This is a genomic window from Burkholderia pseudomultivorans (assembly GCF_001718415.1).
GTDB classification, from domain to species: Bacteria; Pseudomonadota; Gammaproteobacteria; order Burkholderiales; family Burkholderiaceae; genus Burkholderia; species Burkholderia pseudomultivorans_A.
Genome location: NZ_CP013378.1, coordinates 1,718,503 through 1,743,801, shown reverse-complemented (window position 1 = coordinate 1,743,801; position 25,299 = coordinate 1,718,503). Strand labels below are relative to the sequence as shown.

The window sequence follows — 25,299 nt, the reverse complement described above, 5'->3', positions numbered from 1 at the left end:
ACTTAGCAGACAAATCAGGGGCAATTCAGCCGGCACGCCCCGCGCGGATTCGCTCCGGCACGGTGCGCAGCGCCCGTTATCTGTTTATAATCAAAGCAATTTTAAAGGATTCGAAGGTGGTTGTATGCTGGATCGTGAAGGCTTTCGCCCGAACGTCGGCATCATCCTCTTGAACGCGCGCAACGAGGTGTTTTGGGGCAAACGGCTCCGCGAGCACTCCTGGCAGTTTCCTCAAGGTGGGATCAAGTACGGCGAGACCCCCATGCAGGCGATGTACCGGGAATTGCACGAGGAAACGGGTCTGCATCCGGAACACGTCAAGATAATCGGCCGCACACGCGACTGGTTGCGTTACGAGGTGCCTGACAAGTTCATCAAGCGTGAAGTACGCGGCCATTACCGCGGCCAGAAACAGATCTGGTTCCTGCTGCGGATGGTCGGACGCGATTGCGACATTTGCTTGCGCGCGACCGATCACCCGGAGTTCGATGCGTGGCGCTGGAACGAGTACTGGGTGCCGCTCGATGCGGTGATCGAGTTCAAGCGGGATGTCTATCAGTTGGCGCTGACGGAACTGTCGCGCTTCCTGCGCCGCCCGGCGCAGCGAGCCGAAAAGCCGCGCGGGCCGCGTCTGTCGCGCTATCCGCGCGTCGTCGGCGCCCAGCCCCAGCAGACGCTGACGATTGTCGACACATCGGTGGTCTGTTCCGAGATCGAAGTGGAGGCGAGCACGCTCGACGAGATGCCGCCCCGCGTGATCGTCGGCAAGTGACGAATCGAACTGCATGACCGGGCGCGACCATGGTGTCGCGCCCTTTTTTTACGAGGAATGCATATTGAAAGCGATTGCTCTCGCGCTCGCATCGATCGCCGCGGTGGCCGCGCTGGCCGGCTGCGCGAATTCGAAGGCCCCGACCAACAAGGATGACAGCGCATTCGTGTATCTGCTGGACCGCCAGGGCAACTGGAAGGAAAACACGGTCGATACGCTGCCCGCGCTGCCGCAGACGGCCGACCTGCTGCCGTTCAACGTGTCGCAGAACACGCCGCTGAAGTTTTTCGTCGATGCGAAGTCGCTCGCGGTCGGCAGCGACGGCGTCGTGCGCTACACGGTCGTCATCACGAGCCCGGCGGGCGCGCGCAACGTGAACTACGAGGGCATCCGCTGCGATACCTACGAATGGCGCCAGTACGCGGGCCTGAATTCGGATCACGACGCATGGGACCGCACGGTCGAGAACGACTGGCGGCGCATCGAGAACGGCGAGCTGAACGCCTACCACTCGGCGCTGTACCAGGACTACCTGTGCTCGAACAAGATGCCGCAGGGCACGACCCAGCAGATCCTCGAGAACATCCGCTTCCACCGCACCGCGATGAGCCAGATGCGCTGAGCATGGCGCCGCGCGGCCCTGCGCCGCCGGCTCGCCTCGCCGTTGGAAAAAAAGCCCGCACGATGCGGGCTTTTTCATCTGCGCGACCGGCGAGCCGATGCAGGGCCGGGCGCGGTCACACCAGCACGAGGTTGTCGCGATGGATCAGTTCGGGCTCCAACATGTAGCCGAGCACGGTCTCGATCTCGGCGCTCGGCTTGCGGTGAATCAGCTTGGTTTCGGCGCTGCTGTAGTTCGTCAGGCCGCGCGCCACTTCGCGCCCGTCGGGGCCGACGCACGCGATCACCTCGCCGCGCGCGAACGCACCCTGCACGTCGGTCACGCCGATCGGCAGCAGGCTCTTGCCGCCGGCCGTCAGCTTCTCGACCGCGCCGGCATCGATCACGACGTGCCCGCGCACCTGCAGGTGGTCGGCCATCCACTGCTTGCGCGCCGCCATCCGCGCGGTGCGCGCGATCAGCTGCGTGCCGATCGCCTCGCCGCCGGCAAGGCGCACGAGCACGTCGGCTTCGCGACCGCTCGCGATCACGGTGTTCGCGCCGCTATGGGCCGCGCGCTTCGCCGCGAGAATCTTCGTCAGCATCCCGCCGCGGCCGAGGCTCGAGCCCGCGCCGCCCGCCATCGCCTCGAGCTCCGGCGCACCCGCGTTCGCCTCCGCGACCAGCGTCGCGGACGGGTCCTTGCGCGGATCCGCGGTAAACAATCCCGACTGATCGGTGAGAATGATCAGCGCATCGCCTTCGATCAGGTTCGCGACGAGTGCGCCGAGCGTGTCGTTGTCGCCGAACTTGATTTCGTCGGTCACGACCGTGTCGTTCTCGTTGATGATCGGCACGACGCCAAGCCGCAGCAGCGTGAGCAGCGTCGAACGCGCATTCAGGTAGCGCTCGCGATCCGCGAGGTCGGCATGCGTGAGCAGGATCTGCGCGGTGCGGATGCCGTGCTCGGTGAAGCGGCTCTCGTAGACCTGCGCGAGCCCCATCTGGCCGACCGCAGCGGCCGCCTGCAGCTCGTCGATCTCGCGCGGCCGCTTGCTCCAGCCGAGCCGCTGCATGCCTTCGGCGATCGCACCCGAGCTGACGAGCACGACTTCCTTGCCCTGCGCGCGCAGCGCAGCGATCTGCGCGGCCCAGCGGCCGATCGCAGCATGATCGAGCCCCTTGCCGTCGTTGGTCACGAGGCTGGAACCCACCTTCACCACCAATCGCTTCGAATCCGCGATGATCGAACGCATCGTGCGCTGTCTCCTGTATCTGATGCCTGCCCGGCCGGGCGCGATTGAATTCCGGCGCCGGACGCGTGTCCGGCGCACTTCAGGCCGCTTCGGCGCCGCTCAGGCGTCGTCGCCCGGCGCCTCGCCGCCGGCGGGCGGCGCGTCGCGGAAGCGCACGTCCGCAGCCAGGTCTTCCGCCTCCGCCGCGCGGTGCGCGTCCGAGTGCTCGGCCAGGTAGTCGTAGATCGCGTAGCACAGCGCCTCGCAACCCTGCCCCGTCAGCGCCGAGATTTCGAACACCGGACCGTCCCAGCCGAAACGCTCGAGGAAATCGTCGACGCGCGCTTCGCGCTCGTCTTCCGGCACCATGTCGAGCTTGTTCAGCACGAGCCAGCGCGGCTTCTCGTAGAGCGCCTCGTCGTACTTGCGCAGCTCGCCGACGATCGCCTTCGCTTCCGCGACCGGATCGACCGATTCGTCGAACGGAGCGAGGTCGACGAGGTGCAGCAGCACGCCGGTGCGCTGCAGGTGCCGCAGGAACTGATGGCCGAGGCCCGCGCCTTCGGCGGCGCCCTCGATCAGCCCCGGGATGTCGGCAATCACGAAGCTCTTGCTCGGGCCGACGCGCACGACGCCGAGATTCGGCGCGAGCGTCGTGAACGGGTAGTCCGCGATCTTCGGCTTCGCGTTCGACACCGACGAGATGAACGTCGACTTGCCGGCATTCGGCATGCCGAGCAGGCCGACGTCGGCCAGCACCTTCAGCTCGAGTTTCAGCATGCGCCGCTCGCCGGGCTTGCCGTCGGTTTTCTGGCGCGGCGCGCGGTTCGTGCTCGACTTGAAATGGAGGTTGCCGAGGCCGCCCGCCCCGCCCTTCGCGAGCATCACCTGCTGGTCGTGCTCGGTCAGGTCGGCGATCAGCTCGCCGGTATCCATGTCGGTGATGATCGTGCCGACCGGCATGCGCAGCGTGATGTCGTCGCCGCCCTTGCCGTAGCAATCCGAGCCGCGACCGTTCTCGCCGTTGCGCGCGAGATGCTTCTTCGCGTAACGGTAGTCGATCAGCGTGTTGATGTTGCGGTCGGCGATCGCGTAAACGCTGCCGCCCCGGCCGCCGTCGCCGCCGTCCGGTCCGCCGAACGGAACGAATTTCTCGCGGCGCATCGACGCGCTGCCATCACCTCCGTCCCCGGCGATGACTTCGATTCGTGCTTCGTCAATGAACTTCATTCGTCACTCCGCCCAGTATTTCCGCTATTGTGCCGCGCGCCTGCGTGCTTGAACAATCTGCCGTTCGGCCGATCGAGCGCGGACGCGCGCAACCGGCGGTCACGCGCACGCGACCGCCGGCCAAATAAAAAAAGGCCCCGCGAAGACTGCGGGGCCTTTCGGCTACGAAGCCCGTGGGTGCCTGAACTTAGGCAGCCGCCGGGACGACGATGACCGTATGCTTCTTGTCCGCGCCCTTGGTCGCGAACTTCACGTGGCCGTCGACCAGCGCGAACAGGGTGTGATCCTTGCCCATGCCGACGTTCTCGCCAGCGTGCATGCGCGTGCCGCGCTGACGCACGATGATGCCGCCGGCATTGATCGCCTGGCCGCCGTACACTTTCACGCCGAGACGTTTCGACTCGGAGTCGCGGCCGTTCCGGGAAGAGCCGCCTGCCTTTTTGTGTGCCATCTGATTGCTCCTTTACCGAGGCGCTTACGCGTTGATCGCGTCGATGCGCAGCTCAGTGTAGTTCTGGCGGTGGCCGCCGTGCTTTTGGTAGTGCTTCCGGCGACGCATCTTGAAGATGGTGACCTTGGCATGACGACCGTGCGACACAACGGTGGCCTTGACGGAAGCCCCACTGACCAGCGGCGTACCGAACTTAATCGATTCGCCTTCGCCCACTGCGAGAACCTGGTCGAGCGTGATTTCAGCGTCAATGTCAGCCGGTATCTGTTCTACTTTCAGTTTTTCGCCAACGGCAACCTTGTACTGCTTGCCGCCGGTTTTTATGACCGCGTACATTGAGAACCTCACTCTGGATCCATTTTTCCGCACACCACGCGCGGAAAAGGCGTGATTATACAGAGAGTTAGCATCGAAGTCAAAGCCGATTGACGATTGCCGCGCGCAGGCCTCGGCCGGACGGCCAAAATCGCGGGTCCGAAACGTGCGGCAGACCGGAATATGGCGGATTCGACTTATAATCCGCGGCATCACCCAATTCCATCATCATGTCGTCGTCCACCGCCTCCCCCACCCTCAGCGCCGCCCACCTGCTCGCCCCGATCGCCAGCGACATGGAGCAGGTGAATCGCGTTATCCGGCAAAGCCTCGCGTCCGACGTGCTGCTGATCAACCAGATCGCCGAGTACATCATCGGCGCGGGCGGCAAGCGGCTGCGTCCGGCATTGCTGCTGCTCGTCGCCGGCGCGCTCGGCGAGACCTCGCACCAGCGGCACGTGCTGGCTGCCGTCGTCGAGTTCATCCACACGGCCACGCTGCTGCATGACGACGTCGTCGACGAATCGGAGCTGCGCCGCGGCCGCCAGACGGCCAATGCGCTGTTCGGCAACGCGGCGAGCGTGCTGGTGGGCGATTACCTCTACTCGCGCTCGTTCGAGATGATGGTCGGCGTGGGCAAGATGCGCGTGATGGAGATCCTGTCCGAAGCGACCACCATCATTTCCGAAGGCGAGGTGCTGCAGCTGCTCAACATGCACGACGCCGACGTCGACGAGACGCGCTACATGCAGGTGATCCGCTACAAGACCGCGAAGCTGTTCGAGGCATCGGCCCGCCTGGGCGCGGTGCTCGCGGGCGCCGACGCGCCGACCGAAGCCGCCGCGGCCGAATACGGCCGCCGGATCGGCACCGCCTTCCAGATCATGGACGACTGGCTCGACTACGCGGGCACCGCCGAGGCGATGGGCAAGAATGCCGGCGACGACCTGCGCGAAGGCAAGCCGACGCTGCCGCTCATCTATCTGATCGAGCGCGGCACGCCCGAGCAGTCGGCGCTGGCGCGCGAGGCGATCGAACAGGGCGGCACCGACCGCTTCGACACGATCTTCGACGCGATCACGCGCTCGGGCGCGCTCGACCACACGCTCGAATGCGCGCGCCAGGAAGCGCAGGCCGCCGCTGCCGCGATTGCCGCGTTCCCGGATTCGATCTACAAGGAAAGCCTGCTCGGGCTGTGCTCGTATTCGACGTCGCGGCAGTCATAAGCGGCAGTCGTCGACGCATCGCGCCCGTCTCGAAAAATTTCTTCAACAAAGTATTCCTTTTTCGAAAAAGCGCTGTTATAGTTATGTTCTTGCTCGACGACGCAGCGGTCTTGAAGAAGACGGCGAAATCGGAAGAGTCCAAATCGGGGTGTAGCTTAGCCTGGTAGAGCGCTACGTTCGGGACGTAGAGGCCGGAGGTTCGAATCCTCTCACCCCGACCAGATTTGCAAAAAACCGTGCACGATGTGCACGGTTTTTTTTCGTCCGCTTTTTGTCCGTTCGCAGCATCCGCCCGGCCGGGCACGACACATCCCCGCCGCCGGCCTCTGCTATATTTCCCCCCATCCCTGTCCTTCACTGCCCTTTCCGACGCGTGGACCAAATTCCCTTATGGGCGCAAATCGGCGCCGTCTTCCTGCTTCTCCTCTGTTCCAGCTTCTTTTCCATTTCCGAGACCGCGATGATGGCGCTCAACCGCCATCGGCTCAAGCATCTCGCCAGCCAGGGCGCGCTCGGCGCGAAGACCACCCAGGGCCTGCTCGCGCGGACCGACCTGCTGCTCAGCGTGATCCTGATCGGCAACAACCTGTTCAACACGATCATCCCGGTCCTGACGACGTCGCTCGCGCTGCATACGTTCGGCCGTAACAATCTCGCACTGTCGATCGCGACCGGCATCGTCGCGTTCCTGATCATCGTGTTCGCGGAAATCGCGCCGAAGATCGTCGGCGCGACGTTCCCCGAGCGCATCGCGCTGCCCGCGAGCCTCGTGATCGCGCCGCTGATGCGCGTGTTCAAGCCGGTCGTGTGGTTCGTCAACGCGCTCGCGAACGGCGTGCTGTGGGCGCTGCGCATCAACACGAAGAAGGGGCGCGACCAGCGGATGTCGGCGGACGAGCTGCGCGCCATCGTGCTCGAGTCGAGCAGCTTCATGCCGACCAAGCACCGCAGCATCCTGCTCAACCTGTTCGACCTCGAGAACATCACCGTCGACGACGTGATGGTGCCGCGCCGCCAGATCGAGTCGCTGAATTTCCACGCGCCGCTCGACGACGTGCTGCGCCAGCTCGAAACCTGCTATCACAACCGCCTGGTCGTCTACGAGGGCGACATCGACAAGGTGCTCGGCGTGCTGCACGTGCGCAAGACGCTGACCGCGCTGCACAACCAGGACTTCGACCGCGAGACGCTGCGCGCGCTGCTCGCCGAGCCGTACTACGTGCCGTCGGGCACGCCGGTCGTCCAGCAGCTCCAGTATTTCCAGGAAAGCCGGCAACGCACCGCGCTGGTCGTCAACGAGTACGGCGAACTCGAAGGGCTCGTCACGCCCGAGGACATCATCGAGGAGCTGATCGGCGAATTCACGACCTCGATGCCGCGCAGCGAGCGCGCGGGCGGCTGGAACGAAAACGGCGAATGCATCGTCGCGGCCAGCATGCCGCTGCGCGAACTGAACCGCTGGCTGCACCTGAAGCTGCCGACCGACGGCCCGAAGACGCTGAACGGCCTGATCCTCGAAATCCTCGAGGAAATCCCCGAAGACGACGTCTGCCTGAAGATCGGCGACGTGATGCTCGAAGTGATGCGCAGCGACGACCAGGCGGTGCGCACCGTCAAGCTGTTCAAGCCGCGCGGTGCGACACCGCGCACCAAGGCGCTCGCCCGCCGCTGACGGGCACCTGGCCGAGCGGCCGACTGCCGGCGCCGCCCGCGACGCGCGACCATTGACCGGTCACGCTCAACAGGCGGCCGACGCGCCGGCTCACATGCACTTTCCCGCTCCAGGGGCGCCGTTGCACCTGCAACCGCCCGCTCGCTCCGATACCGCGGCATCCCGCCCGCTCGACGCCGCGCAGCTCGACGATGCGCCGGCCGTCCGGCTGCTGACCGATACGCTGCACGCGGCAGACGCGCGCGACGCTTCCGACATTCATGTGGAGCCGTTCGAAACCGGCTGGCGCATTCGCGTGCGCATCGACGGCGTGCTGCACGAGCACGCGCGGCCGCCGGCCCACCTGCGCGACGCACTGGTCACGCGGATCAAGGTGCTCGCGCGGATGGACATCGCCGAACGCCGGCTGCCGCAGGACGGACGGCTGCGCATCGCGCTCGACGGCGGCACGCGCGGCGACTACCGCGTCAGTTCGCTGCCGACGCTGTTCGGCGAAAAACTGGTGCTGCGCCGGCTCGAAACGCTGCCGCCCGATCTCACGCTCGAACGCCTCGGCTTCGATGCGCAGCAGGCCCGCGCGATGGAAGCCGCGATACGCGCGCCGCACGGCCTCGTGCTCGTCACCGGACCGACCGGCAGCGGCAAGACGCTGTCGCTCTACTGCGCGCTGCAGATGCTCGATCGCGACGCGCACAACGTCTGCACGGTCGAGGACCCGGCCGAGATCCAGCTCGACGGAATCAACCAGGTCGGCGTCGCCGAGAAGGCCGGGCTCACGTTCGCCACCGCATTGCGTGCGCTGCTGCGGCAGGACCCGGACGTCATCATGGTCGGCGAGATTCGCGATGCGGAAACCGCGGACGTCGCGATCAAGGCCGCGCAAACCGGCCATCTGGTGTTGTCGACGCTGCATACGAACGACGCACCGGCCGCCGTCGCACGACTGCTCGACATCGGCGTCGCGCCCTACAATCTCGCGGCCGCGCTGCGCCTCGTGACCGCGCAGCGCCTCGTCAGGCGCCTGTGCGTTGCGTGCCGCACGCCTTCGGACGCGCCGCCGCGCGCGCTGCGCGAAGCCGGCTGCGACGGCTCGGCGCTCGAATCGGGATGGCGACCGTTCGTCGCGCGCGGCTGCCCCGCGTGTCACGGAATCGGCTATCGCGGCCGCATCGGCCTGCATCAGACGATGCCGGTTTCGCCGCGACTGGCTGAGCGCATCGTCGCGCGCGCCAGCGTCGGCGAACTCGCGCGATGCGCGAGCGCCGAAGGCGTGCGCACGCTGCGCGACGCGGCGCTCGCGCGCGTGCGCGACGGAACGACGAGCCTCGCGGAAGCACTGGCCGCGACACCGGACGCATGAGCACGCCGCCTCGCGAAACCCGCTTCGCGTGGCGCGGCCGTCGCCGCGACGGCACGCTGCGTCGCGGCACCGTCATCGCGTTCGATGCCGCAGCCGCCCGCGCGGCGCTCGCCCGCGACGGCATCGCGGTGCTGTCGCTCGACGCGCGCGGGCCGGCGCGCGCACCGACCGCGCGCGCACGCGACGTCACGCGCTTCACGCGTCAGCTCGCGAGCCTGCTGCAGGCGGGGCTGCCGCTCGCGCCGTCGCTCGACATGCTCGCCCGCACGCGCGCGCGCGACGGCCTGCCGCGCATCGCCGCGGGCCTCGCGCGCGAGATCGGCGGCGGCCAGCGCTTCGCCGCCGCACTCGCGCGCTACCCGCAGCAATTCGGCACGCTGTATCGTCAGCTGATCGAGGTCGGCGAAGCATCGGGCGCACTGGGCGCGGTATTGACCCGACTCGCCGAGCACCGCGAGCGTGCGGACGCGCAGTGGCGCAAGCTGCGCGCGGCGCTCGCCTATCCGGCCGCAGTCATCCTGTTTGCGCTGGCGATCTCGGCCGCGCTGATGGTGTGGGTCGTGCCGACGTTCCGGCAGATCTTCGACGGCTTCGGCACCGCGCTGCCGGCGCCGACGCGCGCGTTGCTCGCCCTGTCTTCCGCGCTGTCGGCCTGGGGCGGCGCAGCGGCCGCTTTGATCGCCGCGGCCGCGCTCGCCGTGCAGCAGGCCGCGCGGCTTCGGCCCTCGCTGCGATACGCGCTCGCCCGCTGCATGCTGGCCGCGCCGTTCGTCGGCGATACGCTCGCGCGGTTCGCGGCCGCGCGCTGGTGCCGCTCGCTCGCGACCCTGCTCGGCGCCGGCGTGCCGCTCGCCGATGCGTTCGCGACCCTCGAGCGCACGGCCGGCCACCCGGTGTTCGAGCGGGCCACCGCGCAGATCGCGGCACGCGTGTTGCGCGGCGCGCGTCTCGCGGACGCGATGCAGGCGGCCGGCTGCTTTCCGGACGACGTCGTGCAGCCGATTGCCGTCGCCGAGGAAACCGGCGCGCTCGACACGATGCTCGCCGATATCGCCGCGCTGGGCGAACGGCAGCTCGATGCCCGCCTCGATACGCTTGCCGCGCTCGGCGAGCCGCTGATCGTGATCGTGCTCGGCGCACTCGTCGGCGGGCTCGTGATCGCGATGTATCTGCCCATCCTTCAGCTCGGCAACGTGGTGTAGCATCGCAACGAATCTGTCGCCTTTAAGTCCGAACCCCGAGCCTCATGACGCCCCTGTACGCCGCCCCCGACTCGCCCGCGAACGCGCTGCTCGCACTGGCGATGCTGCCGCCTGTCGCGCAGTATGCGTTCGCCGTCGTGCTCGGCCTGTGCGTCGGCAGCTTCGTGAACGTGGTCGTGCACCGGCTGCCGGTGATGATGCAGCGCGCGTGGCAGGCCGAAATCGCGGAAGCGACGGGCAGCGCCGACACGCCCGACGACGGCTATCCGCCGCGCTACGACCTGTGCCGTCCGCGCAGCGCATGCCCGCATTGCGGCCACGTGCTGCGTGCATGGGAAAACATCCCGCTCGTCAGCTACCTGCTGTTGCGCGGTCGCTGCCGGCAATGCGGCCACGCGATCGGCCTTCGCTATCCGTTCGTCGAACTCGCGGGCGGAGTGCTCGCGGCCGGCGCGCTCGCAACATTCGGTCCCACCGGCACGGCGCTCGCGGTATTCGGGCTATGCGCGGCGCTGCTCGCGATGAGCGCGATCGACATCCGCACCGGCTACCTGCCCGACTCGATGACCTTGCCGCTGCTCTGGGCCGGCCTCGCGCTGAATCTCGCCGACACGCTGACGTCGCTGCGTTCGGCCGTGATCGGCGCAATGGCCGGCTATCTGTTCCTGTGGTCGATCTACTGGCTGTTCAAGTGGCTGCGCGGCATCGAGGGGATCGGCTTCGGCGACCTGAAGCTGCTCGCCGCGCTTGGCGCATGGATGGGCTGGGCCGCACTGCCGCAGGTCGTGCTGTTCGCCGCCGTGACGGGTGCGATCGTCGGGCTGCTCGCAACCTGGCGCGGCCGGATGCGCTTCGAGGAGCCGATCCCGTTCGGGCCGTTCCTCGCGGCAGGCGGCGTCGCGACGCTGTTTTTCGGCACCCCTTTCTATTCCGCGCTCGGAGGCTGACACCATGTTTTCAGTGGGACTCACCGGCGGCATCGGCAGCGGCAAGACGACCGTCGCCGATCTGTTCGCCGCGCGCGGCGCGACGCTCGTCGATACCGACCTGATCGCGCACCGTATTACCGCGCCGGGCGGTCTCGCGATGCCCGCGATCGAACAGGCGTTCGGCCCGGATTTCGTTGCGGCCGACGGCTCGCTCGACCGCGCAAGAATGCGTACGCTGATCTTCAGCGACGACGATGCGCGCCGCCGCCTCGAAGCGATCACGCATCCGCTGATCCGCGCGGAAACCGATCGCGAAGCCCGCGAAGCGCGGGGTGCGTACGTGATCTACGTCGTGCCGCTGCTCGTCGAATCGGGCAACTGGAAAACGCGCGCCGATCGCGTGCTGGTCGTCGACTGTCCGGTCGAGACCCAGATTGCCCGCGTGATGCGGCGCAACGGTTTCACCCGCGAACAGGTCGAGGCGATCATCGCGCGGCAGGCGACGCGCGAGGCCCGCCTCGCGGCAGCGGACGACGTGATCGTCAACGATGCGGCGACACCCGACGAACTGGCCGCGCAGGTCGATGTGCTGCACCGGCGCTATCTCGACTGCGCGACGCGCGCGCGCTGATCACCGCGAACATTCGTGATGGTGTACGAAATTGGCGCGTTGCTAGGGTAGAGTGTGAGCATTAGAATGTCCTGCATTGTTTCCATCCCTACCCGAGAGGCGAGCACGCTTGATTCTTTACGAGTATCCGTTCAATGAGCGAATTCGCACGCTGCTGCGCCTCGAAGACCTGTTCGAGCGCTTTGCGTTCTTTTTGGCTCAGGAGGACCCGCGGGAACATCACGTCGCGTTGACGACGCTGTTCGAAATCGCCGAGGTGACGGGACGCGCGGACCTGAAATCGGATCTGATGAAGGAGCTCGAACGTCAACGCCAGACGCTCGCGCCGTTTCGCGGCAATCCGGGCATCGAACAGAACGCGCTCGAAGCCGTGCTCGGCGAAATCGAGCAGACGCTCGCCAATCTCGCGCAGATGCAGGGCAAGACCGGCCAGCATCTCGTCGACAACGAATGGCTCGCGAGCATCCGCAGCCGCGCGGTGATTCCGGGCGGCACCTGCAAATTCGACCTGCCGTCGTACTACGCATGGCAACAATGGCCGGCCGAGCAGCGTCGCCAGGACATCGCGAAGTGGATCATGCCGCTGCTGCCGCTGCGCGACGCGGCGACGATCGTGCTGCGGCTCGCGCGCGAATCGGGCCAGGCATCGAAGGTGATGGCGATGCAGGGCAGCTACCAGCAGATGCTGTCCGGCCGCAGCTACCAGCTGATGCAGGTGCGCGTGCCGCCGGAACTGCGCGTGATTCCCGAGGCGAGCGCCAACAAGTACATGCTGTGGGTACGGTTCACGATGCAGGACGGCGACGTACGGCCGCGCGCGGTGGACATCGACGTGCCGTTCCAGCTGACCCTGTGCAATCTGTAACGGCCGCGTGCCGAATCGACGCTTTCGTATGACTACCGTTGTGAAATGTCCGTCGTGCGGCAAACCCGTGCGCTGGACGCCTGAGAATCAGTTTCGTCCGTTCTGTTCCGCCCGCTGCAAGCAGCTCGACCTCGGCGCATGGGCCGCCGAAAAGTACCGGATCGGCGGCTCGGACGACGCGCCGCTGTCCGACGAAGACGGCACGGACGACCGCCGCGACAGCTGAGCGGCACGCCACGCCGCCCGCTTGCGATATCGATGCGGCCCGCTTTTCCCGGCGGGCCGACCATGGCGGCGTCAGCGCGACGCCGCTTCCTTCTCGAGCAATTCGAGCACCGGCAGCGCGGCCGGCAGCAGCGGCGCGACGTCGACCGGCAGTTGCTGCCAGACGAACGCCTGCCCTTCCTTGCTGTGCGGCTCGCCCGTCCAGCCCGTCACCTTGCAGAAATAGAGCCGCACATAAGCGTGCGGATAATCGTGCTCGAGCGTGTGCCAGCGATGGCTGGCCGTGACCACGATGCCGAGTTCCTCGTGCAGTTCGCGCGCGAGCGCGTCCTCGACGCTTTCCCCGGCTTCGAGCTTGCCGCCCGGAAACTCCCAGTAGCCTTCGTACGGCTTGCCCTGCAGACGCTGCGCGAGCAGGTACCGGCCGTCGGGCTGCACCATCACGCCGACCGCGACTTCCGTCACCTTGCGGCCGTCCGGCGCGCGCACCGCGCCCGCTGCCAGATCCGCGCTCATGCCTGCTCCTTGCGGCCCGACCAGTCGCGCGCGAACTGCCACGCGACGCGCCCCGAACGCGAACCGCGTTCGAGCGCCCACACGAGCGCGTCGCCGCGCGCGGTCTCGATCTCGGCGTCCGCGCAACCGAAGTGGCGCAGCCAGTGCGCGACGATGTCGAGGTAGTCGTCCTGCTTGAACGGATAGAAGCTGACCCAGAGGCCGAAGCGCTCCGACAGCGAGATCTTCTCCTCGACCACCTCGCCCGGATGGATCTCGCCGTCGGGCAGATGCTTGTACGACTCGTTGTCGCTCATGTACTCGGGCAGCAGATGGCGGCGGTTCGACGTTGCATAGATCAGCACATTGTCCGACTGCGCGGCGATCGAGCCGTCGAGCGCCACCTTCAGCGCCTTGTAGCCCGATTCGCCGTCCTCGAACGACAGGTCGTCGCAGAACACGATGAAACGCTCGGGACGCTGCGAGATCAGGTCGACGATGTCGCCGAGATCGTGCAGGTCGTCCTTGTCGACTTCGATCAGCCGCAGTCCGTCGTTCGCGTACGCGTTCAGACACGCCTTGATCAGCGACGACTTGCCGGTGCCGCGCGCGCCGGTCAGCAGCACGTTGTTCGCCGGCTTGCGTTGCACGAACTGCCGCGTGTTCTGCTCGATCAGCCCTTTCTGGCGATCGATGTTGTGCAGGTCGCCGAGCGTGATCGACGAGGTGGCCGGCACCGCCTGCAGATAGCCGCGCCCCTGGCGCTTGCGCCAGCGGAACGCGTGTGCGGCATCCCAGTCGACCGCGGCCGGCGCCGGCGGCAGCACCGCCTCGAGACGAGCGAGCAGCGCCTCCGCGCGCGTCAGAAACTGTTCAAGCTTGTCCATATCGTTCGAGCGCTCCCGATCAGGAGCGGTAGTCCGCGTTGATGCTCACGTAATCGTGCGACAGATCGCACGTCCAGACGGTCGCCTGCGCGTCGCCGCGGCCGAGCAGCACGCGAATCGTGATTTCGCTCTGCTTCATCACGCGCTGGCCGTCCTCTTCCAGATAGGCCGGATTGCGGCCGCCCGCCTTCGCGACCAGCACGTCGTCGAGATAGAGATCGATGCTGCCGACGTCGAGATCCGCGACGCCCGCGTAGCCGATCGCCGCGAGAATCCGGCCGAGGTTGGGGTCCGATGCGTAGAACGCCGTCTTCACGAGCGGCGAATGACCGATCGCATACGCAATCTGCCGGCATTCGGCGACGTTGCGGCCGCCTTCGACCTGCACCGTCATGAATTTCGTCGCGCCTTCGCCGTCGCGCACGATCAGCTGCGACAGCACCTGCGCGAGTTCGGTCACCGCGTCGCGCAGCGCCGCATACGCGGGCGAATCGGTCGACGTGATCGCAGGCAGCGCGCTCTTGCCCGACGCGATCAGCATGAACGAGTCGTTCGTCGAGGTGTCGCCGTCGATCGTGATGCAGTTGAACGAGCGGTCGGCCACTTCCTTCACGAGCACGTCGAGCACCGGTTGCGCCACCGTCGCGTCGAACGCGAGGAAGCCGAGCATGGTCGCCATGTTCGGCTTGATCATGCCGGCGCCCTTGCTGATGCCCGTCAGCGTGACCGTGTGGCCGTCGATCGTCACCTGGCGCGACGCGGCCTTCGGCAGCGTGTCGGTCGTCATGATCGCCTGCGCGGCGTCGTACCAGTTCGCGGCCTTGCGGTTCGCGAGCGCGGCCGGCAGGCCGGCCTTCAGGCGGTCGATCGGCAGCGGCTCGAGGATCACGCCGGTCGAGAACGGCAGCACCTGCGAGGCCTCGATGCCCGCGAGGCGCGCGAGTTCCGCGCAGGTTTCGCGTGCGTTCACGAGACCCGGCTCGCCGGTGCCTGCATTCGCATTGCCGGTGTTCACGACGAGCGCGCGAATGCCGGGGCCGCCTGCGCGCACCTTCGCGAGGTGCTCGCGGCACACCGTCACCGGCGCGGCGCAGAAGCGGTTCTCGGTGAATACGCCGGCGACCGTCGCGCTTTCGTCGACGGAAATGACCAGCACGTCCTTGCGATTCGGCTTGCGGATGTTCGCTTCTGCCCAGCCGAGCGTGACGCCGGCGACGGGATGCAGTTGGGCGGGATCGATCGACGGAAAATTGACAGCCATGGGGCACACCTGCCGGATGGAAAATGCCGGCGCGTGCCGGCATCGATTTGAAGAACCGGCGGCCGCACATGCGGGCCGCCGCAACTCACCTCGCTCACGCGAAGCTGCAAGCGACGCGGCGCGCGTGGCGCGCGCCGCATCCGATCATGACAGCTTCCCGTGACAGTGCTTGTACTTCTTGCCGCTGCCGCACGGGCACAGGTCGTTGCGGCCGACCTTCGGCAACTCGCCGCCCGGGCCGCTGTGGGCCATTGCGCTGCCGACCATGTCGGCCGTCGCCGCGGCCGCCGCGACGGCTGCGCCGCCCGCGGACGGTGCGCCGGCTTCGGCGAATTCGGCGTGCTGATACTCGACGTTGTCGAGACTGCCGCTGCCGCGCTCCTCGATCTGCTCGGCCGCTTCCTCGAGCTGCTCGGGCGACTGGATCTGCACGTTCATCACGATCCGCGTGACTTCCTGCTTGATCGCCTCGAGCATCGCGGCGAACAGTTCGAACGCCTCGCGCTTGTATTCCTGCTTCGGATTCTTCTGCGCATAGCCGCGCAGATGGATGCCCTGGCGCAGATGGTCGAGCGCCGCGAGGTGCTCGCGCCACAGGCGGTCGACCGTCTGCAGCATCACCGAACGCTCGAACGCGCTGAACGATTCGCGGCCGACCATCGCGACCTTCGCTTCGTACTGCTCGTCGGCGGCCGTCGTCACCGCTTCGAGAATCTCGTCGGCGGTGATCGACGACGACTCGTTCACCATTTCCTGGATCGCGAGATCGAGCTGCCAGTCGTTGCGCAGCGCTTCCTCAAGCTCGGGCACGTCCCACTGCTCTTCGATGCTGCCCTCCGGCACGAACTGGCGGACCACGTCGCCGATCACGCTGCGACGCATCGCGCCGATCGTCTCGGTGATGTCGTGCGCTTCGAGCAGTTCGTTGCGCTGCTGGTAGATGACCTTGCGCTGGTCGTTCGACACGTCGTCGTATTCGAGCAGCTGCTTGCGGATGTCGAAGTTGCGCGCTTCGACCTTGCGCTGCGCGGATTCGATCGAGCGCGTGACGATGCCGGCTTCGATCGCCTCGCCTTCCGGCATCTTCAGGCGGTCCATGATCGCGCGCACGCGGTCGCCCGCGAAGATGCGCAGCAAGGGATCGTCGAGCGACAGGTAGAAGCGCGAGGAGCCCGGGTCGCCCTGGCGGCCCGCGCGGCCGCGCAGCTGGTTGTCGATTCGGCGCGATTCGTGGCGTTCGGTGCCGATGATGTGCAGGCCGCCCGCGGCCTTCACCTGCTCGTGCAGCGTTTCCCACTCGTCATGCAGCTGCTTGATGCGGCGCGCCTTTTCGTCGGCCGGGATCGAGTCGTCGGCCTCGATGAACGCGGCCTGCTTCTCGGCATTGCCGCCGAGCACGATGTCGGTACCGCGGCCGGCCATGTTGGTCGCGATCGTGATGCGCTTCGGCCGGCCGGCCTCGGCGACGATCGCCGCTTCGCGCTCGTGCTGCTTCGCGTTCAGCACTTCGTGCGGCAGCCCGGCCTGCTTCAGCAGGTGCGACAGCAGCTCGGAGTTCTCGATCGAGGTCGTGCCGACCAGCACCGGCTGGCCGCGCTCGTAGCAGTCGCGGATGTCGCGGATCACCGCGTCGTAGCGCTCCTTCGCCGTCTTGTAGATCTGATCCTGCTTGTCGATCCGCTTCGGCGGACGGTTGGTCGGGATCACGACCGTCTCGAGACCGTAGATCTCGTTGAATTCGTACGCTTCGGTGTCGGCGGTGCCGGTCATGCCGGCGAGCTTCGCGTACATCCGGAAGTAGTTCTGGAACGTGATCGACGCGAGCGTCTGGTTCTCGCTCTGGATCTTCACGTGCTCCTTCGCCTCGACCGCCTGGTGCAGGCCGTCGGACCAGCGGCGCCCCGCCATCAGGCGGCCCGTGAACTCGTCGACGATGATCACCTCGCCGTTCTGCACGACGTAGTGCTGATCCTTGTGGAACAGCGTGTGCGCGCGCAGCGCCGCGTACACGTGGTGCATCAGCGTGATGTTCTGCGGCGCGTACAGGCTCTCGCCCTCGCCGATCAGGCCCCATTCGGCCAGCAGGCGCTCGGCCTTCTCGTGGCCCGACTCGGTCAGGAACACCTGGCGCGACTTCTCGTCGAGCGTGTAGTCGCCCGGCTTCTCGACGCCGGTGCCGTCGGCCTTCTCCTCGCCGATCTGGCGCTCGAGCAGCGGCGGCAGTGCGTTCATCCGCACGTACAGCTCGGTGTGATCCTCGGCCTGGCCCGAGATGATCAGCGGCGTGCGTGCCTCGTCGATCAGGATCGAGTCCACTTCGTCAACGACTGCAAAGTTCAGGGCCCGCTGCACGCGCGCGTCGGTCTCGTAGACCATGTTGTCGCGCAGGTAGTCGAAGCCGAACTCGTTGTTCGTGCCGTACGTGATGTCGGCCGCATACGCCTGCTGCTTCTGGTCGTGCTCCATGCCGGACAGGTTGATGCCGACCGACAGACCGAGGAAGTTGTACAGGCGCGCCATCCATTCGGCGTCGCGCTGCGCGAGGTAGTCGTTCACCGTCACGACGTGCACGCCGCGACCCGACAGCGCGTTCAGGTACACCGGCAGCGTCGCGACGAGCGTCTTGCCTTCGCCGGTGCGCATTTCCGCGATCTTGCCGTAGTGCAGCACCATGCCGCCGATCAGCTGCACGTCGAAGTGGCGCATCTTCAGCACGCGGCGGCTCGCCTCGCGGCAGACCGCGAACGCTTCGGGCAGCAGCTTGTCGAGCGACTCGCCGGCCGCGACCCGCTGGCGGAATTCGTCCGTCTTGCCGCGCAACTGGTCGTCCGTCAGCTTCTCGATCTGCGTTTCGAGCGCATTGATCGCCGCGACGGTCTTTTGGTATTGCTTGACGAGACGCTGGTTGCGGCTGCCAAAAATTTTCTGGAGAAAACCGGTTGTCATCGGATCGGATCCTGCGTCGCAGCACCGGCGCCCGGCGCGTGTTGCGCGCCCCGACGCCCGAGCCTCGGCGGCTTAGCGAATTAGTGGACTCAAACGGTGAATTTTAGCACGCGGGGAGGCGCGCGCCTGCGTTGCGGCCGGACGGCCGCCGCATGCCGATGCAGGGGCCCGCGCCCGGACGGATGCCCGTGCCGGCGCCCATGTTGCGCCCCGAATTGCGCCCCGAAAGCCGCGCGCAGGCAGGCCGGCGCGGGTACAATCGGCGGCAACGTCCGCGCGCGTGCGCGCCCGAAGAAAGCCTCGATGAACCGATTTTCCAAGCGATTCGGCCCGCTCGCCGTGCATCGCCCGCAACCCGTGTCCGAAGTGCTCGGCCGCACCGACGCTTTCGCGGCACTGCGCGCCGGCGTCGAGCAGATCGCGTCGCTGCAGCGCGATCTCGCCGCGTTGCTGCCCGACTATCTCGCGAACCACGTCGAGCCGGGCTTCGTGAAGGACGGCACCCTGACCCTCTTTGCCGCGCACAATGCGCTGGCCGCGCGGCTGCGGCAGGTCGAGCCGCGCCTGCTCGGCGATCTGCAGAAGCGCGGCTGGCCGGTCTCGACGCTGCGCGTGCGCGTACGGCCGAAGGACGCGCCGGAGCCGCCGCACGTGAAGCAGGCGCGCATGACGCCGGTCGGCGCGGCCGCGCTGCGCGAGCTCGCCGAGCACCTCGAACCGTCACCGCTGCAGGCCGCGCTCGCGCGGATGGCGGCGCGCCACGGCGCGAAGAAACCGCCGCGCTGACGCCGGATCCGCTCCGCCCAAATGCAAACAGCGGCCCGCAGGCCGCTGTTTTCGTTCGTTGGGCCGAGCCCGATTGCTCAGGCGAACGCCGTCTGCATGTCGAACGCGAAGCCCTTCGGCGCGGACTGCGGATCGTCGAACGTGACGATCTCGTACGCATCCTCGTTCGCGAGCAGTTCGCGCAGCAGCGCGTTGTTCAGGCCGTGACCCGACTTGTATGCGGTGTACGACGCCAGCAGCGGATGGCCGATCACGTACAGGTCGCCGATCGCGTCGAGCATCTTGTGCTTCACGAACTCGTCGTCGTAGCGCAGCCCGTCGTTGTTCAGGATGCGGTACTCGTCGAGCACGATCGCGTTGTCCATGCTGCCGCCGCGCGCGAGGCCCATCTCGCGCAGCATCTCGGCCTCGTGGGCGAAGCCGAACGTGCGCGCACGCGCGATCTCGCGCACATACGACGTGTTCGCGAAATCGACCTCGAGTTCCTGGCCGGTCTTGTCGACGGCCGGGTGACGGAAATCGATCGAGAACTTCAGCTTGAAGCCGAAGTACGGGTCGAGCCGCGCGAACTTGTCGCCGTCACGGATTTCGACCGTCTTCTTGACCTTGATGAAGCGCTTCGGCGCGTTCTGCTCCTCGATCCCGGCGGACTGGATCAGGAACACGAAGGTCGCCGCGCTGCCGTCCATGATCGGGATTTCCTCGGCCGTCACGTCGACATACAGGTTGTCGATGCCGAGGCCCGCGCACGCGGACATCAGATGCTCGACCGTCGACACGCGCACGCCATCCTTCTGCAGCACCGACGCAAGCCGCGTGTCGCCGATCGACGTCGCCGCGGCGGGAATGTCGACGGGCGTCGGCAGGTCAACGCGTGAAAAAACGATGCCCGTGCCCGGCGCGGCAGGACGGAGCGTCAGCTCGATCTTGCGGCCCGAGTGGACACCGATCCCCACGGTCTTGACGATGGATTTGATGGTGCGCTGCTTCAGCATGATGTTCTTCGTCGCGATTGAAGATATCAATCAGGAGTTATATTCGATAGGAGGGATTATAGCGTAATTCCCTATTCAACGCTGTTTGAAACTGCGTATCAATCTGTTTCGACTGTTTACCCGTGCCGATACGGGACGGGCCGACGCCCGGAACGGAGGCGTTTCCGGTCATCGGCCCGTGTTACAACGTTCCCGAGGCGGGGTGGACGGCGTTGCCGGCAGGCAACGGTTCACCGCACGATCAGGACGTCAACGTCTTGAGCACTCTCGCCGCATCGCTCACTTCGAACTTGCCCGGCGCTTCGACGGCCAGCGTCTTGACCACACCGTCGTCGACCACCATCGCGTAGCGCAGGGAACGGATTCCCATGCCACGCGCGGACAAATCCTGCGTCAGCCCCAGCGCATGAGTGAAAGCAGCGCTGCCGTCCGCCATCATGCGCACCTTGCCCGCGGTGTGCAGATCACGTCCCCATGCGCCCATCACGAATGCGTCGTTGACGGACACGCACCAGATCTCGTCGATGCCGGCCGAGCGCAGTTGCTCGGCGTGCTCGACGTAACCCGGCACATGCTGCGCCGAACAGGTCGGCGTGAAAGCACCCGGCAATCCGAAGATCACCACCCGCTTTCCCGCCACCTGATCGCGCACGCTGCGGGCATTCGGCCCCAGCGTGCAGCCTTCGCGCGCGTCGTCGATGAATTCGAACAGTTGCGCGTCGGGCAGCGCGTCGCCCACTTGAATCATGGCTGGTCCCTCATAGCGATACGGTTTTTCAGCGTGTTGCGGACAGCCCGGCCCCTCCCGCTCCGCCATCGCGAAGAGGGCACGTTTCCCGGCCCGGCGTCATGTTCGACGCGGCCTGTCGTGGCTCGTGGCATCCGTCACGCCGGCGATACCGCGGCGTTGCCGCCGCGGCTTCGCCTGTGTGCGTCAGTCGGCCTGCTTGCGCAGGAAAGCCGGAATGTCGTACGTGTCGACACCCTTCTCCTGCAGCGCCTGCACGTGCGATGCCGCGGTTTCGCGCGAGTTGCGCCACACCGCCGGCGTGTCGAGCGCGCCGTAGTCGGCCGTGCTGACGTGGTGCGGCTGTGCGTAGCCGTGCGAGACCGCGTTGACCGGCTGGTTGTCGGTACCGGTGCGCAGCAGCGTCATCGGTGCCGACTGCTGCTTCTTCGCCGCACGGCCCAGACCCGTCGCCACGACCGTCACGCGCAGCGCATCGCCCATCGCGTCGTCGTACACCGCACCGAAGATCACCGTCGCGTCTTCCGCCGCGTAGCTCTTGATCGTGTTCATCACTTCGCGCGTTTCCGACAGGCGCAGCGAACGGCTCGACGTGATGTTGACCAGCACGCCGCGCGCGCCCGACAGATCGACGCCTTCGAGCAGCGGGCTCGCCACGGCCTGTTCCGCCGCGAGGCGCGCGCGATCGACGCCGGCGACCGTCGCCGTGCCCATCATCGCCTTGCCCTGCTCGCCCATCACCGTCTTCACGTCTTCGAAGTCGACGTTCACGAGACCGTCGACATTGATGATTTCAGCGATGCCGGCAACCGCGTTGTTCAGCACGTCGTCCGCGCACTGGAAGCACTTGTCCATCTCGGCGTCGTCGCCCATCACGTCGAACAGCTTGTCGTTCAGCACGACGATCAGCGAATCGACGTGATCCTCGAGCTGCTGCGAACCGGCTTCCGCGACGCGCATCCGCTTGCCGCCTTCGAACTCGAACGGCTTGCTGACGACGCCAACCGTCAGGATGCCCATCTCCTTCGCGATCTGCGCGACGACCGGTGCCGCGCCCGTGCCGGTGCCACCGCCCATGCCGGCCGTGATGAACACCATGTGCGCGCCGCGCAGTGCGTCGGCGATGCGCTCACGCGCCTCTTCGGCGGCCGCACGGCCCATTTCCGGCTTCGCGCCGGCGCCGAGGCCGGTGTTGCCGAGCTGGATCACCGACGGTGCACGCGCACGCGACAGCGCCTGCGCATCCGTGTTCATCACGATGAAGTCGACGCCCTGCACGCCGCGGTTGATCATGTGCTGCACGGCATTGCCGCCAGCGCCGCCAACGCCCACCACCTTGATGATGGTGCCGTTGGTTTCGGTTTCCAGCATTTCGAATTCCATTGTTGCCTCCGTCAAGAAAATAACTGCTACTCGGCCGTTATTCGGCAGGAGATCGGGCAACCCCCTGTCGCGCGCCAGCCGCCGGCACCGGCGCGAATTTCGATTCGGTTCGTCAGAAGTTGCTCAGGAACCATTCCTTCATCCGCGAGAAGATCTGCCCCGCGTTGCCGGACTGCACGGCGACCTTGCGGCCGCGCATGCGCTGAGCACTGCCTTCGACGAGCAGGCCCATCGCCGTCGAGTAGCGCGGATTGCGCACCACGTCGGCGAGGCCGCCTGCATATTCCGGCGCGCCGATGCGCACCGGTTTCAGGAAAATGTCTTCGCCGAGCTCGACCATGCCCGGCATCATCGCGGCTCCGCCGGTAATGACCACGCCGGAGCTCAGCAGTTCTTCGTAACCCGACTCGCGCACGACCTGCTGCACGAGCGAGAACAGTTCCTCGACGCGCGGCTCGATCACGGCCGCCAGCGCCTGGCGCGACAGCGTGCGCGGGCCGCGCTCGCCGAGGCCCGGCACCTCGACCATCTCGTCCGGATCGGCGAGCGCCTGCTTGGCGATGCCGTAGCCGACCTTGATGTCTTCCGCATCCGGCGTCGGCGTGCGCAGCGCCATCGCGATGTCGCTCGTGATCTGGTCGCCGGCGATCGGAATCACGGCCGTGTGGCGGATCGCGCCTTCCGCGAAGATCGCGATGTCGGTCGTGCCGCCGCCGATGTCGACCAGCACCACGCCGAGATCCTTCTCGTCTTCGGTCAGCACCGCGAGCGACGACGCGAGCGGCTGCAGGATCAGGTCGTTCACTTCCAGCCCGCAGCGGCGCACGCACTTGACGATGTTCTGCGCGGCGCTCACCGCGCCCGTCACGATGTGCACCTTCACTTCCAGCCGGATTCCGCTCATCCCGATCGGCTCGCGCACGTCTTCCTGGCCGTCGATGATGAATTCCTGCGTGAGGATGTGCAGCACCTGCTGGTCGGTCGGGATGTTGATCGCCTTCGCGGTCTCGATCACGCGCGCGACGTCCGTCTGCGTGACTTCCTTGTCCTTGATCGCGACCATCCCGCTCGAATTGAAGCTGCGGATATGGCTGCCCGCGATCCCCGTAAACACGTTGGTGATCTTGCAGTCGGCCATCAGCTCGGCTTCCTCGAGCGCGCGCTGGATCGACTGCACGGTGGCCTCGATGTTGACCACCACGCCTTTTTTCAGACCCTTCGATTCGCTCTGGCCGAGACCGATCACCTCGTAATGGCCCTCGCCCTTCAGCTCGGCAACGATGGCCACCACCTTCGACGTGCCGATGTCGAGGGAAACCAGCAGATCCTTGTAGTCTTTGCTCATAAAGTGCTCTTGCGTGTGATCTCTCGTTACTTCTTGCGCTTGTCGGTATCGGTCAGGAACCGCATGCCTGCCGCGCGAATCGCGAATCCGTTCGGATAGCGCAGGTCCGCGTACTCGATGTCGTTGCCCCAGCGCTCCGTGACGGCCGGCCATGCGGCGACGAGGCGCTGGCTCCGGTCATGCAGCGTGTCGCTGTTGCGCTCCTTGCCCAGCTCGACCTGCATCCCGTTCGACAGCTTCACCGTCCACGCGTAGCGCGCCGACAGCGTCACTTCTTCCGGCGCCGCCTTCAGCGGCGCAAACCATGTCGTGAAGTCGCGGTAGCGCGTCACGACTTCCTTCGCACTGCCCTCCGGGCCGTCGAACGCGGGCAGTTCGCGGTCCAGTTCGCCCTGGTTCGCGGTGAACAGCTCGCCGTCGACGCTCACGAGCTGGTCGCTGCCCCAGGTCCCGAGCGGTTTGTACTCCTCGAGCGTGACAGCCAGTGCATTCGGCCAGACCCGCCGCACGCTCGCGTGACGCACCCACGGCATCTGCTCGAACGCGGCCCGCGCCGTGTCGAGATCGACCGTGAAGAAATTGCCCTTCAGCCGGCCAACCACGCCGGCGCGCACCGTCGGCGTGTTGATGTGCTCGGTGTCGCCGTCGATCCGGATCTCGCGCAGCGCGAAAGTCGGACGCTGGATCAGCCAGTAGCAGCCGGCCGCCGCCAACACGAGCAGCAGCAGCGCGTACAGCGCGCTGGCGGCAAGGTTGAGTTGGCGAACGTTGTTCCACATACGTCGTTCCGTTCCTGCGTCAGTCGTTGAGCGTGAGCGACAGCACCTTCACGACCAGCTCCGAATAACTGATGCCGACCGAGCGCGCGGCCTTCGGCGGCAGCGAATGGTCGGTCATCCCGGGGGCCGTGTTCACTTCCAGGAAATACGCATTGCCGGCGGCGTCGAGCATGAAGTCCGCGCGCCCCCAGTCGGTGCAGCCGAGCACGTCGAACGCGCGACGCGCGATGCGCTTCAGTTCCGCTTCCTGCACGGCCGGCAGGCCGCACGGGATCAGGTACTGCGTGTCGTCGGCGACGTACTTCGCGTGATAGTCGTAGAACTCGCCGGCCGGCACGATCTTGATCAGCGGCAGGTCGAGATCGCCGGCGATGCATGCGGTGTATTCGCCGCCGCCTTCGATGCTCTTCTCGACGATCACGATCCTGTCGTGCGTCGCGGCTTCCGCGAGCGCAGCCGGCAGCGCGTCGGCCGTCTTCACCTTCAGCACGGCGACGCTCGAGCCTTCGCTCGCCGGCTTCACGAACAGCGGCAGGCCGAGCTTCGCGACGATCTCCGTCGCGCGAGCCGCGTAGTCGTCGCCGCGCAGCACCGTCTCGAACGGCGGCGTCGGCACGCCCGTCTGCTGCCACACGAGCTTGGTGCGGAACTTGTCGAGGCCGAGCGCCGAACCGAGCACGCCGCTGCCCGTGTAGCGGATCCCGTAGAAATCGAGCGCCCCCTGGATCTGGCCGTTCTCGCCGTAGCCGCCGTGCAGCGCGATGAACGCGCGCTCGAAGCCTTCGTCCTTCAGCGCAGCGAGCGGCCGCTCGGCCGGGTCGAACGGATGCGCGTCGATGCCCGCGTCGCGCAGGCCCTGCAGCACGAGGCGGCCCGAGGTCAGCGACACCTCGCGCTCGGCGGATTCGCCGCCGAACAACACCGCCACCTTGCCGAAACGTTTCGGATCGATCCCGCTCAT

At 66.7% G+C, this 25,299-nt stretch carries 25 protein-coding genes and 1 tRNA gene; 12 read left to right on the top strand and 14 right to left on the bottom strand.

Annotated elements, in window-relative coordinates; all coding sequences use genetic code 11:
• The first annotated feature begins 124 nt into the window (after positions 1-124).
• Entirely contained in the window at positions 125-772 is a 648-nt protein-coding gene (locus WS57_RS20425; protein ID WP_009688455.1) for an RNA pyrophosphohydrolase, read from the top strand.
• 13 nt (positions 773-785) lie between these two features.
• A complete protein-coding gene (locus WS57_RS20420; RefSeq protein WP_009688456.1) occupies positions 786-1,394 on the top strand; it encodes a CNP1-like family protein in 609 nt (202 codons plus the stop codon).
• Positions 1,395-1,509: 115 nt separating this feature from the next.
• Here the strand turns inward: WS57_RS20420 and proB are convergent, their stop codons facing one another.
• The 4 genes from proB to rplU all read right to left on the bottom strand — a co-directional run bounded on the left by proB (position 1,510) and on the right by rplU (position 4,624).
• Positions 1,510-2,628 carry a glutamate 5-kinase gene (gene proB, locus WS57_RS20415; protein ID WP_040126598.1) on the bottom strand — a complete coding sequence of 373 codons (1,119 nt, stop codon included), beginning with the start codon at positions 2,626-2,628 and terminating at the stop codon, positions 1,510-1,512.
• A 99-nt stretch (positions 2,629-2,727) separates the two neighbouring features.
• Positions 2,728-3,837 carry an Obg family GTPase CgtA gene (cgtA, locus tag WS57_RS20410; protein WP_059478634.1) on the bottom strand — a complete coding sequence of 370 codons (1,110 nt, stop codon included), beginning with the start codon at positions 3,835-3,837 and terminating at the stop codon, positions 2,728-2,730.
• Between the two features lie 187 nt (positions 3,838-4,024).
• Complete coding sequence (gene rpmA / locus WS57_RS20405; protein ID WP_006400419.1) at positions 4,025-4,288, bottom strand: 50S ribosomal protein L27; 264 nt, start codon at positions 4,286-4,288, stop codon at positions 4,025-4,027.
• A gap of 24 nt (positions 4,289-4,312) precedes the next feature.
• A complete protein-coding gene (rplU, locus tag WS57_RS20400; protein ID WP_006025184.1) occupies positions 4,313-4,624 on the bottom strand; it encodes a 50S ribosomal protein L21 in 312 nt (103 codons plus the stop codon).
• Positions 4,625-4,833: 209 nt separating this feature from the next.
• Between rplU and WS57_RS20395 the strand changes: the two genes are divergently transcribed.
• The 9 genes from WS57_RS20395 (at position 4,834) to WS57_RS20355 (ending at position 12,714) form a co-directional block, all read left to right on the top strand.
• Positions 4,834-5,829 (top strand): polyprenyl synthetase family protein, encoded by a 996-nt coding sequence (locus tag WS57_RS20395; RefSeq protein ID WP_006765245.1) that lies wholly within the window; start codon positions 4,834-4,836, stop codon positions 5,827-5,829.
• Positions 5,830-5,973: 144 nt separating this feature from the next.
• Positions 5,974-6,050: transfer RNA gene (locus WS57_RS20390), tRNA-Pro, on the top strand.
• Positions 6,051-6,202: 152 nt separating this feature from the next.
• Positions 6,203-7,501, top strand: coding sequence for an HlyC/CorC family transporter (locus WS57_RS20385; protein WP_040126596.1), 1,299 nt, complete (start codon positions 6,203-6,205; stop codon positions 7,499-7,501).
• 94 nt (positions 7,502-7,595) lie between these two features.
• Positions 7,596-8,861, top strand: coding sequence for a GspE/PulE family protein (locus tag WS57_RS20380; RefSeq protein ID WP_059516691.1), 1,266 nt, complete (start codon positions 7,596-7,598; stop codon positions 8,859-8,861).
• The gene (locus tag WS57_RS20375) at positions 8,858-10,063 is read left to right on the top strand and encodes a type II secretion system F family protein (protein WP_069244770.1); all 1,206 of its coding nucleotides are present in this window, start codon (positions 8,858-8,860) and stop codon (positions 10,061-10,063) included. Before WS57_RS20380 ends, WS57_RS20375 begins: the two co-directional genes overlap by 4 nt.
• Positions 10,064-10,107: 44 nt before the next feature.
• Positions 10,108-11,010, top strand: coding sequence for a prepilin peptidase (locus WS57_RS20370; RefSeq protein ID WP_059516687.1), 903 nt, complete (start codon positions 10,108-10,110; stop codon positions 11,008-11,010).
• 4 nt (positions 11,011-11,014) lie between these two features.
• Positions 11,015-11,623, top strand: a complete 609-nt coding sequence (gene coaE, locus WS57_RS20365) for a dephospho-CoA kinase (protein ID WP_009695776.1) — start codon at positions 11,015-11,017, stop codon at positions 11,621-11,623.
• Positions 11,624-11,732: 109 nt separating this feature from the next.
• The gene (gene zapD, locus WS57_RS20360; RefSeq protein WP_009695777.1) at positions 11,733-12,488 is read left to right on the top strand and encodes a cell division protein ZapD; all 756 of its coding nucleotides are present in this window, start codon (positions 11,733-11,735) and stop codon (positions 12,486-12,488) included.
• A gap of 28 nt (positions 12,489-12,516) precedes the next feature.
• Positions 12,517-12,714: a DNA gyrase inhibitor YacG gene (locus tag WS57_RS20355; RefSeq protein ID WP_009695778.1), complete on the top strand. Its 198-nt coding sequence runs from the start codon at positions 12,517-12,519 to the stop codon at positions 12,712-12,714.
• 71 nt (positions 12,715-12,785) lie between these two features.
• On the opposite strand, the gene WS57_RS20350 is transcribed toward WS57_RS20355, so the two are convergent.
• The 4 genes from WS57_RS20350 to secA form a co-directional block, all read right to left on the bottom strand.
• Positions 12,786-13,229, bottom strand: coding sequence for an NUDIX domain-containing protein (locus WS57_RS20350; protein ID WP_009695779.1), 444 nt, complete (start codon positions 13,227-13,229; stop codon positions 12,786-12,788).
• The gene (locus tag WS57_RS20345) at positions 13,226-14,095 is read right to left on the bottom strand and encodes an ATP-binding protein (RefSeq protein WP_069244769.1); all 870 of its coding nucleotides are present in this window, start codon (positions 14,093-14,095) and stop codon (positions 13,226-13,228) included. The genes WS57_RS20350 and WS57_RS20345 overlap by 4 nt, the downstream gene beginning before the upstream one ends.
• Positions 14,096-14,114: 19 nt before the next feature.
• The gene (gene argJ / locus WS57_RS20340) at positions 14,115-15,356 is read right to left on the bottom strand and encodes a bifunctional glutamate N-acetyltransferase/amino-acid acetyltransferase ArgJ (protein ID WP_009695782.1); all 1,242 of its coding nucleotides are present in this window, start codon (positions 15,354-15,356) and stop codon (positions 14,115-14,117) included.
• Between the two features lie 144 nt (positions 15,357-15,500).
• A complete protein-coding gene (secA, locus tag WS57_RS20335; protein ID WP_009695783.1) occupies positions 15,501-18,302 on the bottom strand; it encodes a preprotein translocase subunit SecA in 2,802 nt (933 codons plus the stop codon).
• Positions 18,303-18,605: 303 nt separating this feature from the next.
• Between secA and WS57_RS20330 the strand changes: the two genes are divergently transcribed.
• Positions 18,606-19,088, top strand: a complete 483-nt coding sequence (locus tag WS57_RS20330) for a DUF721 domain-containing protein (RefSeq protein WP_059478611.1) — start codon at positions 18,606-18,608, stop codon at positions 19,086-19,088.
• Positions 19,089-19,165: 77 nt separating this feature from the next.
• Here WS57_RS20330 and lpxC read toward each other — a convergent pair whose 3' ends face one another.
• The 6 genes from lpxC to WS57_RS20300 all read right to left on the bottom strand — a co-directional run bounded on the left by lpxC (position 19,166) and on the right by WS57_RS20300 (position 25,299).
• Complete coding sequence (lpxC, locus tag WS57_RS20325; RefSeq protein ID WP_009695785.1) at positions 19,166-20,083, bottom strand: UDP-3-O-acyl-N-acetylglucosamine deacetylase; 918 nt, start codon at positions 20,081-20,083, stop codon at positions 19,166-19,168.
• A gap of 241 nt (positions 20,084-20,324) precedes the next feature.
• On the bottom strand, positions 20,325-20,831 hold the full coding sequence (locus tag WS57_RS20320; protein ID WP_069244768.1) for a peroxiredoxin: 507 nt from the start codon (positions 20,829-20,831) through the stop codon (positions 20,325-20,327).
• A 186-nt stretch (positions 20,832-21,017) separates the two neighbouring features.
• Positions 21,018-22,214: a cell division protein FtsZ gene (gene ftsZ, locus WS57_RS20315; protein ID WP_009695787.1), complete on the bottom strand. Its 1,197-nt coding sequence runs from the start codon at positions 22,212-22,214 to the stop codon at positions 21,018-21,020.
• Between the two features lie 112 nt (positions 22,215-22,326).
• Positions 22,327-23,559 (bottom strand): cell division protein FtsA, encoded by a 1,233-nt coding sequence (gene ftsA / locus WS57_RS20310; RefSeq protein WP_006400437.1) that lies wholly within the window; start codon positions 23,557-23,559, stop codon positions 22,327-22,329.
• Between the two features lie 26 nt (positions 23,560-23,585).
• Positions 23,586-24,338: a cell division protein FtsQ/DivIB gene (locus tag WS57_RS20305; RefSeq protein ID WP_009695788.1), complete on the bottom strand. Its 753-nt coding sequence runs from the start codon at positions 24,336-24,338 to the stop codon at positions 23,586-23,588.
• 19 nt (positions 24,339-24,357) lie between these two features.
• Positions 24,358-25,299: a D-alanine--D-alanine ligase gene (locus WS57_RS20300; protein WP_009695789.1), complete on the bottom strand. Its 942-nt coding sequence runs from the start codon at positions 25,297-25,299 to the stop codon at positions 24,358-24,360.

What these genes read in the sequence shown, in the direction of transcription:
- lpxC (WP_009695785.1), bottom strand. Translation starts at nt 20,083, where the DNA reads ATGCTGAAGCAGCGCACCATCAAATCCATCGTCAAGACCGTGGGGATC.
- secA (WP_009695783.1), bottom strand. Translation starts at nt 18,302, where the DNA reads ATGACAACCGGTTTTCTCCAGAAAATTTTTGGCAGCCGCAACCAGCGT.
- rplU (WP_006025184.1), bottom strand. Translation starts at nt 4,624, where the DNA reads ATGTACGCGGTCATAAAAACCGGCGGCAAGCAGTACAAGGTTGCCGTT.
- WS57_RS20375 (WP_069244770.1), top strand. Translation starts at nt 8,858, where the DNA reads ATGAGCACGCCGCCTCGCGAAACCCGCTTCGCGTGGCGCGGCCGTCGC.
- coaE (WP_009695776.1), top strand. Translation starts at nt 11,015, where the DNA reads ATGTTTTCAGTGGGACTCACCGGCGGCATCGGCAGCGGCAAGACGACC.
- WS57_RS20355 (WP_009695778.1), top strand. Translation starts at nt 12,517, where the DNA reads ATGACTACCGTTGTGAAATGTCCGTCGTGCGGCAAACCCGTGCGCTGG.
- WS57_RS20345 (WP_069244769.1), bottom strand. Translation starts at nt 14,095, where the DNA reads ATGGACAAGCTTGAACAGTTTCTGACGCGCGCGGAGGCGCTGCTCGCT.
- WS57_RS20370 (WP_059516687.1), top strand. Translation starts at nt 10,108, where the DNA reads ATGACGCCCCTGTACGCCGCCCCCGACTCGCCCGCGAACGCGCTGCTC.
- WS57_RS20320 (WP_069244768.1), bottom strand. Translation starts at nt 20,831, where the DNA reads ATGATTCAAGTGGGCGACGCGCTGCCCGACGCGCAACTGTTCGAATTC.
- rpmA (WP_006400419.1), bottom strand. Translation starts at nt 4,288, where the DNA reads ATGGCACACAAAAAGGCAGGCGGCTCTTCCCGGAACGGCCGCGACTCC.
- WS57_RS20330 (WP_059478611.1), top strand. Translation starts at nt 18,606, where the DNA reads ATGAACCGATTTTCCAAGCGATTCGGCCCGCTCGCCGTGCATCGCCCG.
- WS57_RS20395 (WP_006765245.1), top strand. Translation starts at nt 4,834, where the DNA reads ATGTCGTCGTCCACCGCCTCCCCCACCCTCAGCGCCGCCCACCTGCTC.
- argJ (WP_009695782.1), bottom strand. Translation starts at nt 15,356, where the DNA reads ATGGCTGTCAATTTTCCGTCGATCGATCCCGCCCAACTGCATCCCGTC.
- WS57_RS20425 (WP_009688455.1), top strand. Translation starts at nt 125, where the DNA reads ATGCTGGATCGTGAAGGCTTTCGCCCGAACGTCGGCATCATCCTCTTG.
- ftsZ (WP_009695787.1), bottom strand. Translation starts at nt 22,214, where the DNA reads ATGGAATTCGAAATGCTGGAAACCGAAACCAACGGCACCATCATCAAG.
- WS57_RS20420 (WP_009688456.1), top strand. Translation starts at nt 786, where the DNA reads ATGACCGGGCGCGACCATGGTGTCGCGCCCTTTTTTTACGAGGAATGC.
- WS57_RS20305 (WP_009695788.1), bottom strand. Translation starts at nt 24,338, where the DNA reads ATGTGGAACAACGTTCGCCAACTCAACCTTGCCGCCAGCGCGCTGTAC.
- WS57_RS20300 (WP_009695789.1), bottom strand. Translation starts at nt 25,299, where the DNA reads ATGAGCGGGATCGATCCGAAACGTTTCGGCAAGGTGGCGGTGTTGTTC.
- WS57_RS20380 (WP_059516691.1), top strand. Translation starts at nt 7,596, where the DNA reads ATGCACTTTCCCGCTCCAGGGGCGCCGTTGCACCTGCAACCGCCCGCT.
- WS57_RS20350 (WP_009695779.1), bottom strand. Translation starts at nt 13,229, where the DNA reads ATGAGCGCGGATCTGGCAGCGGGCGCGGTGCGCGCGCCGGACGGCCGC.
- proB (WP_040126598.1), bottom strand. Translation starts at nt 2,628, where the DNA reads ATGCGTTCGATCATCGCGGATTCGAAGCGATTGGTGGTGAAGGTGGGT.
- ftsA (WP_006400437.1), bottom strand. Translation starts at nt 23,559, where the DNA reads ATGAGCAAAGACTACAAGGATCTGCTGGTTTCCCTCGACATCGGCACG.
- cgtA (WP_059478634.1), bottom strand. Translation starts at nt 3,837, where the DNA reads ATGAAGTTCATTGACGAAGCACGAATCGAAGTCATCGCCGGGGACGGA.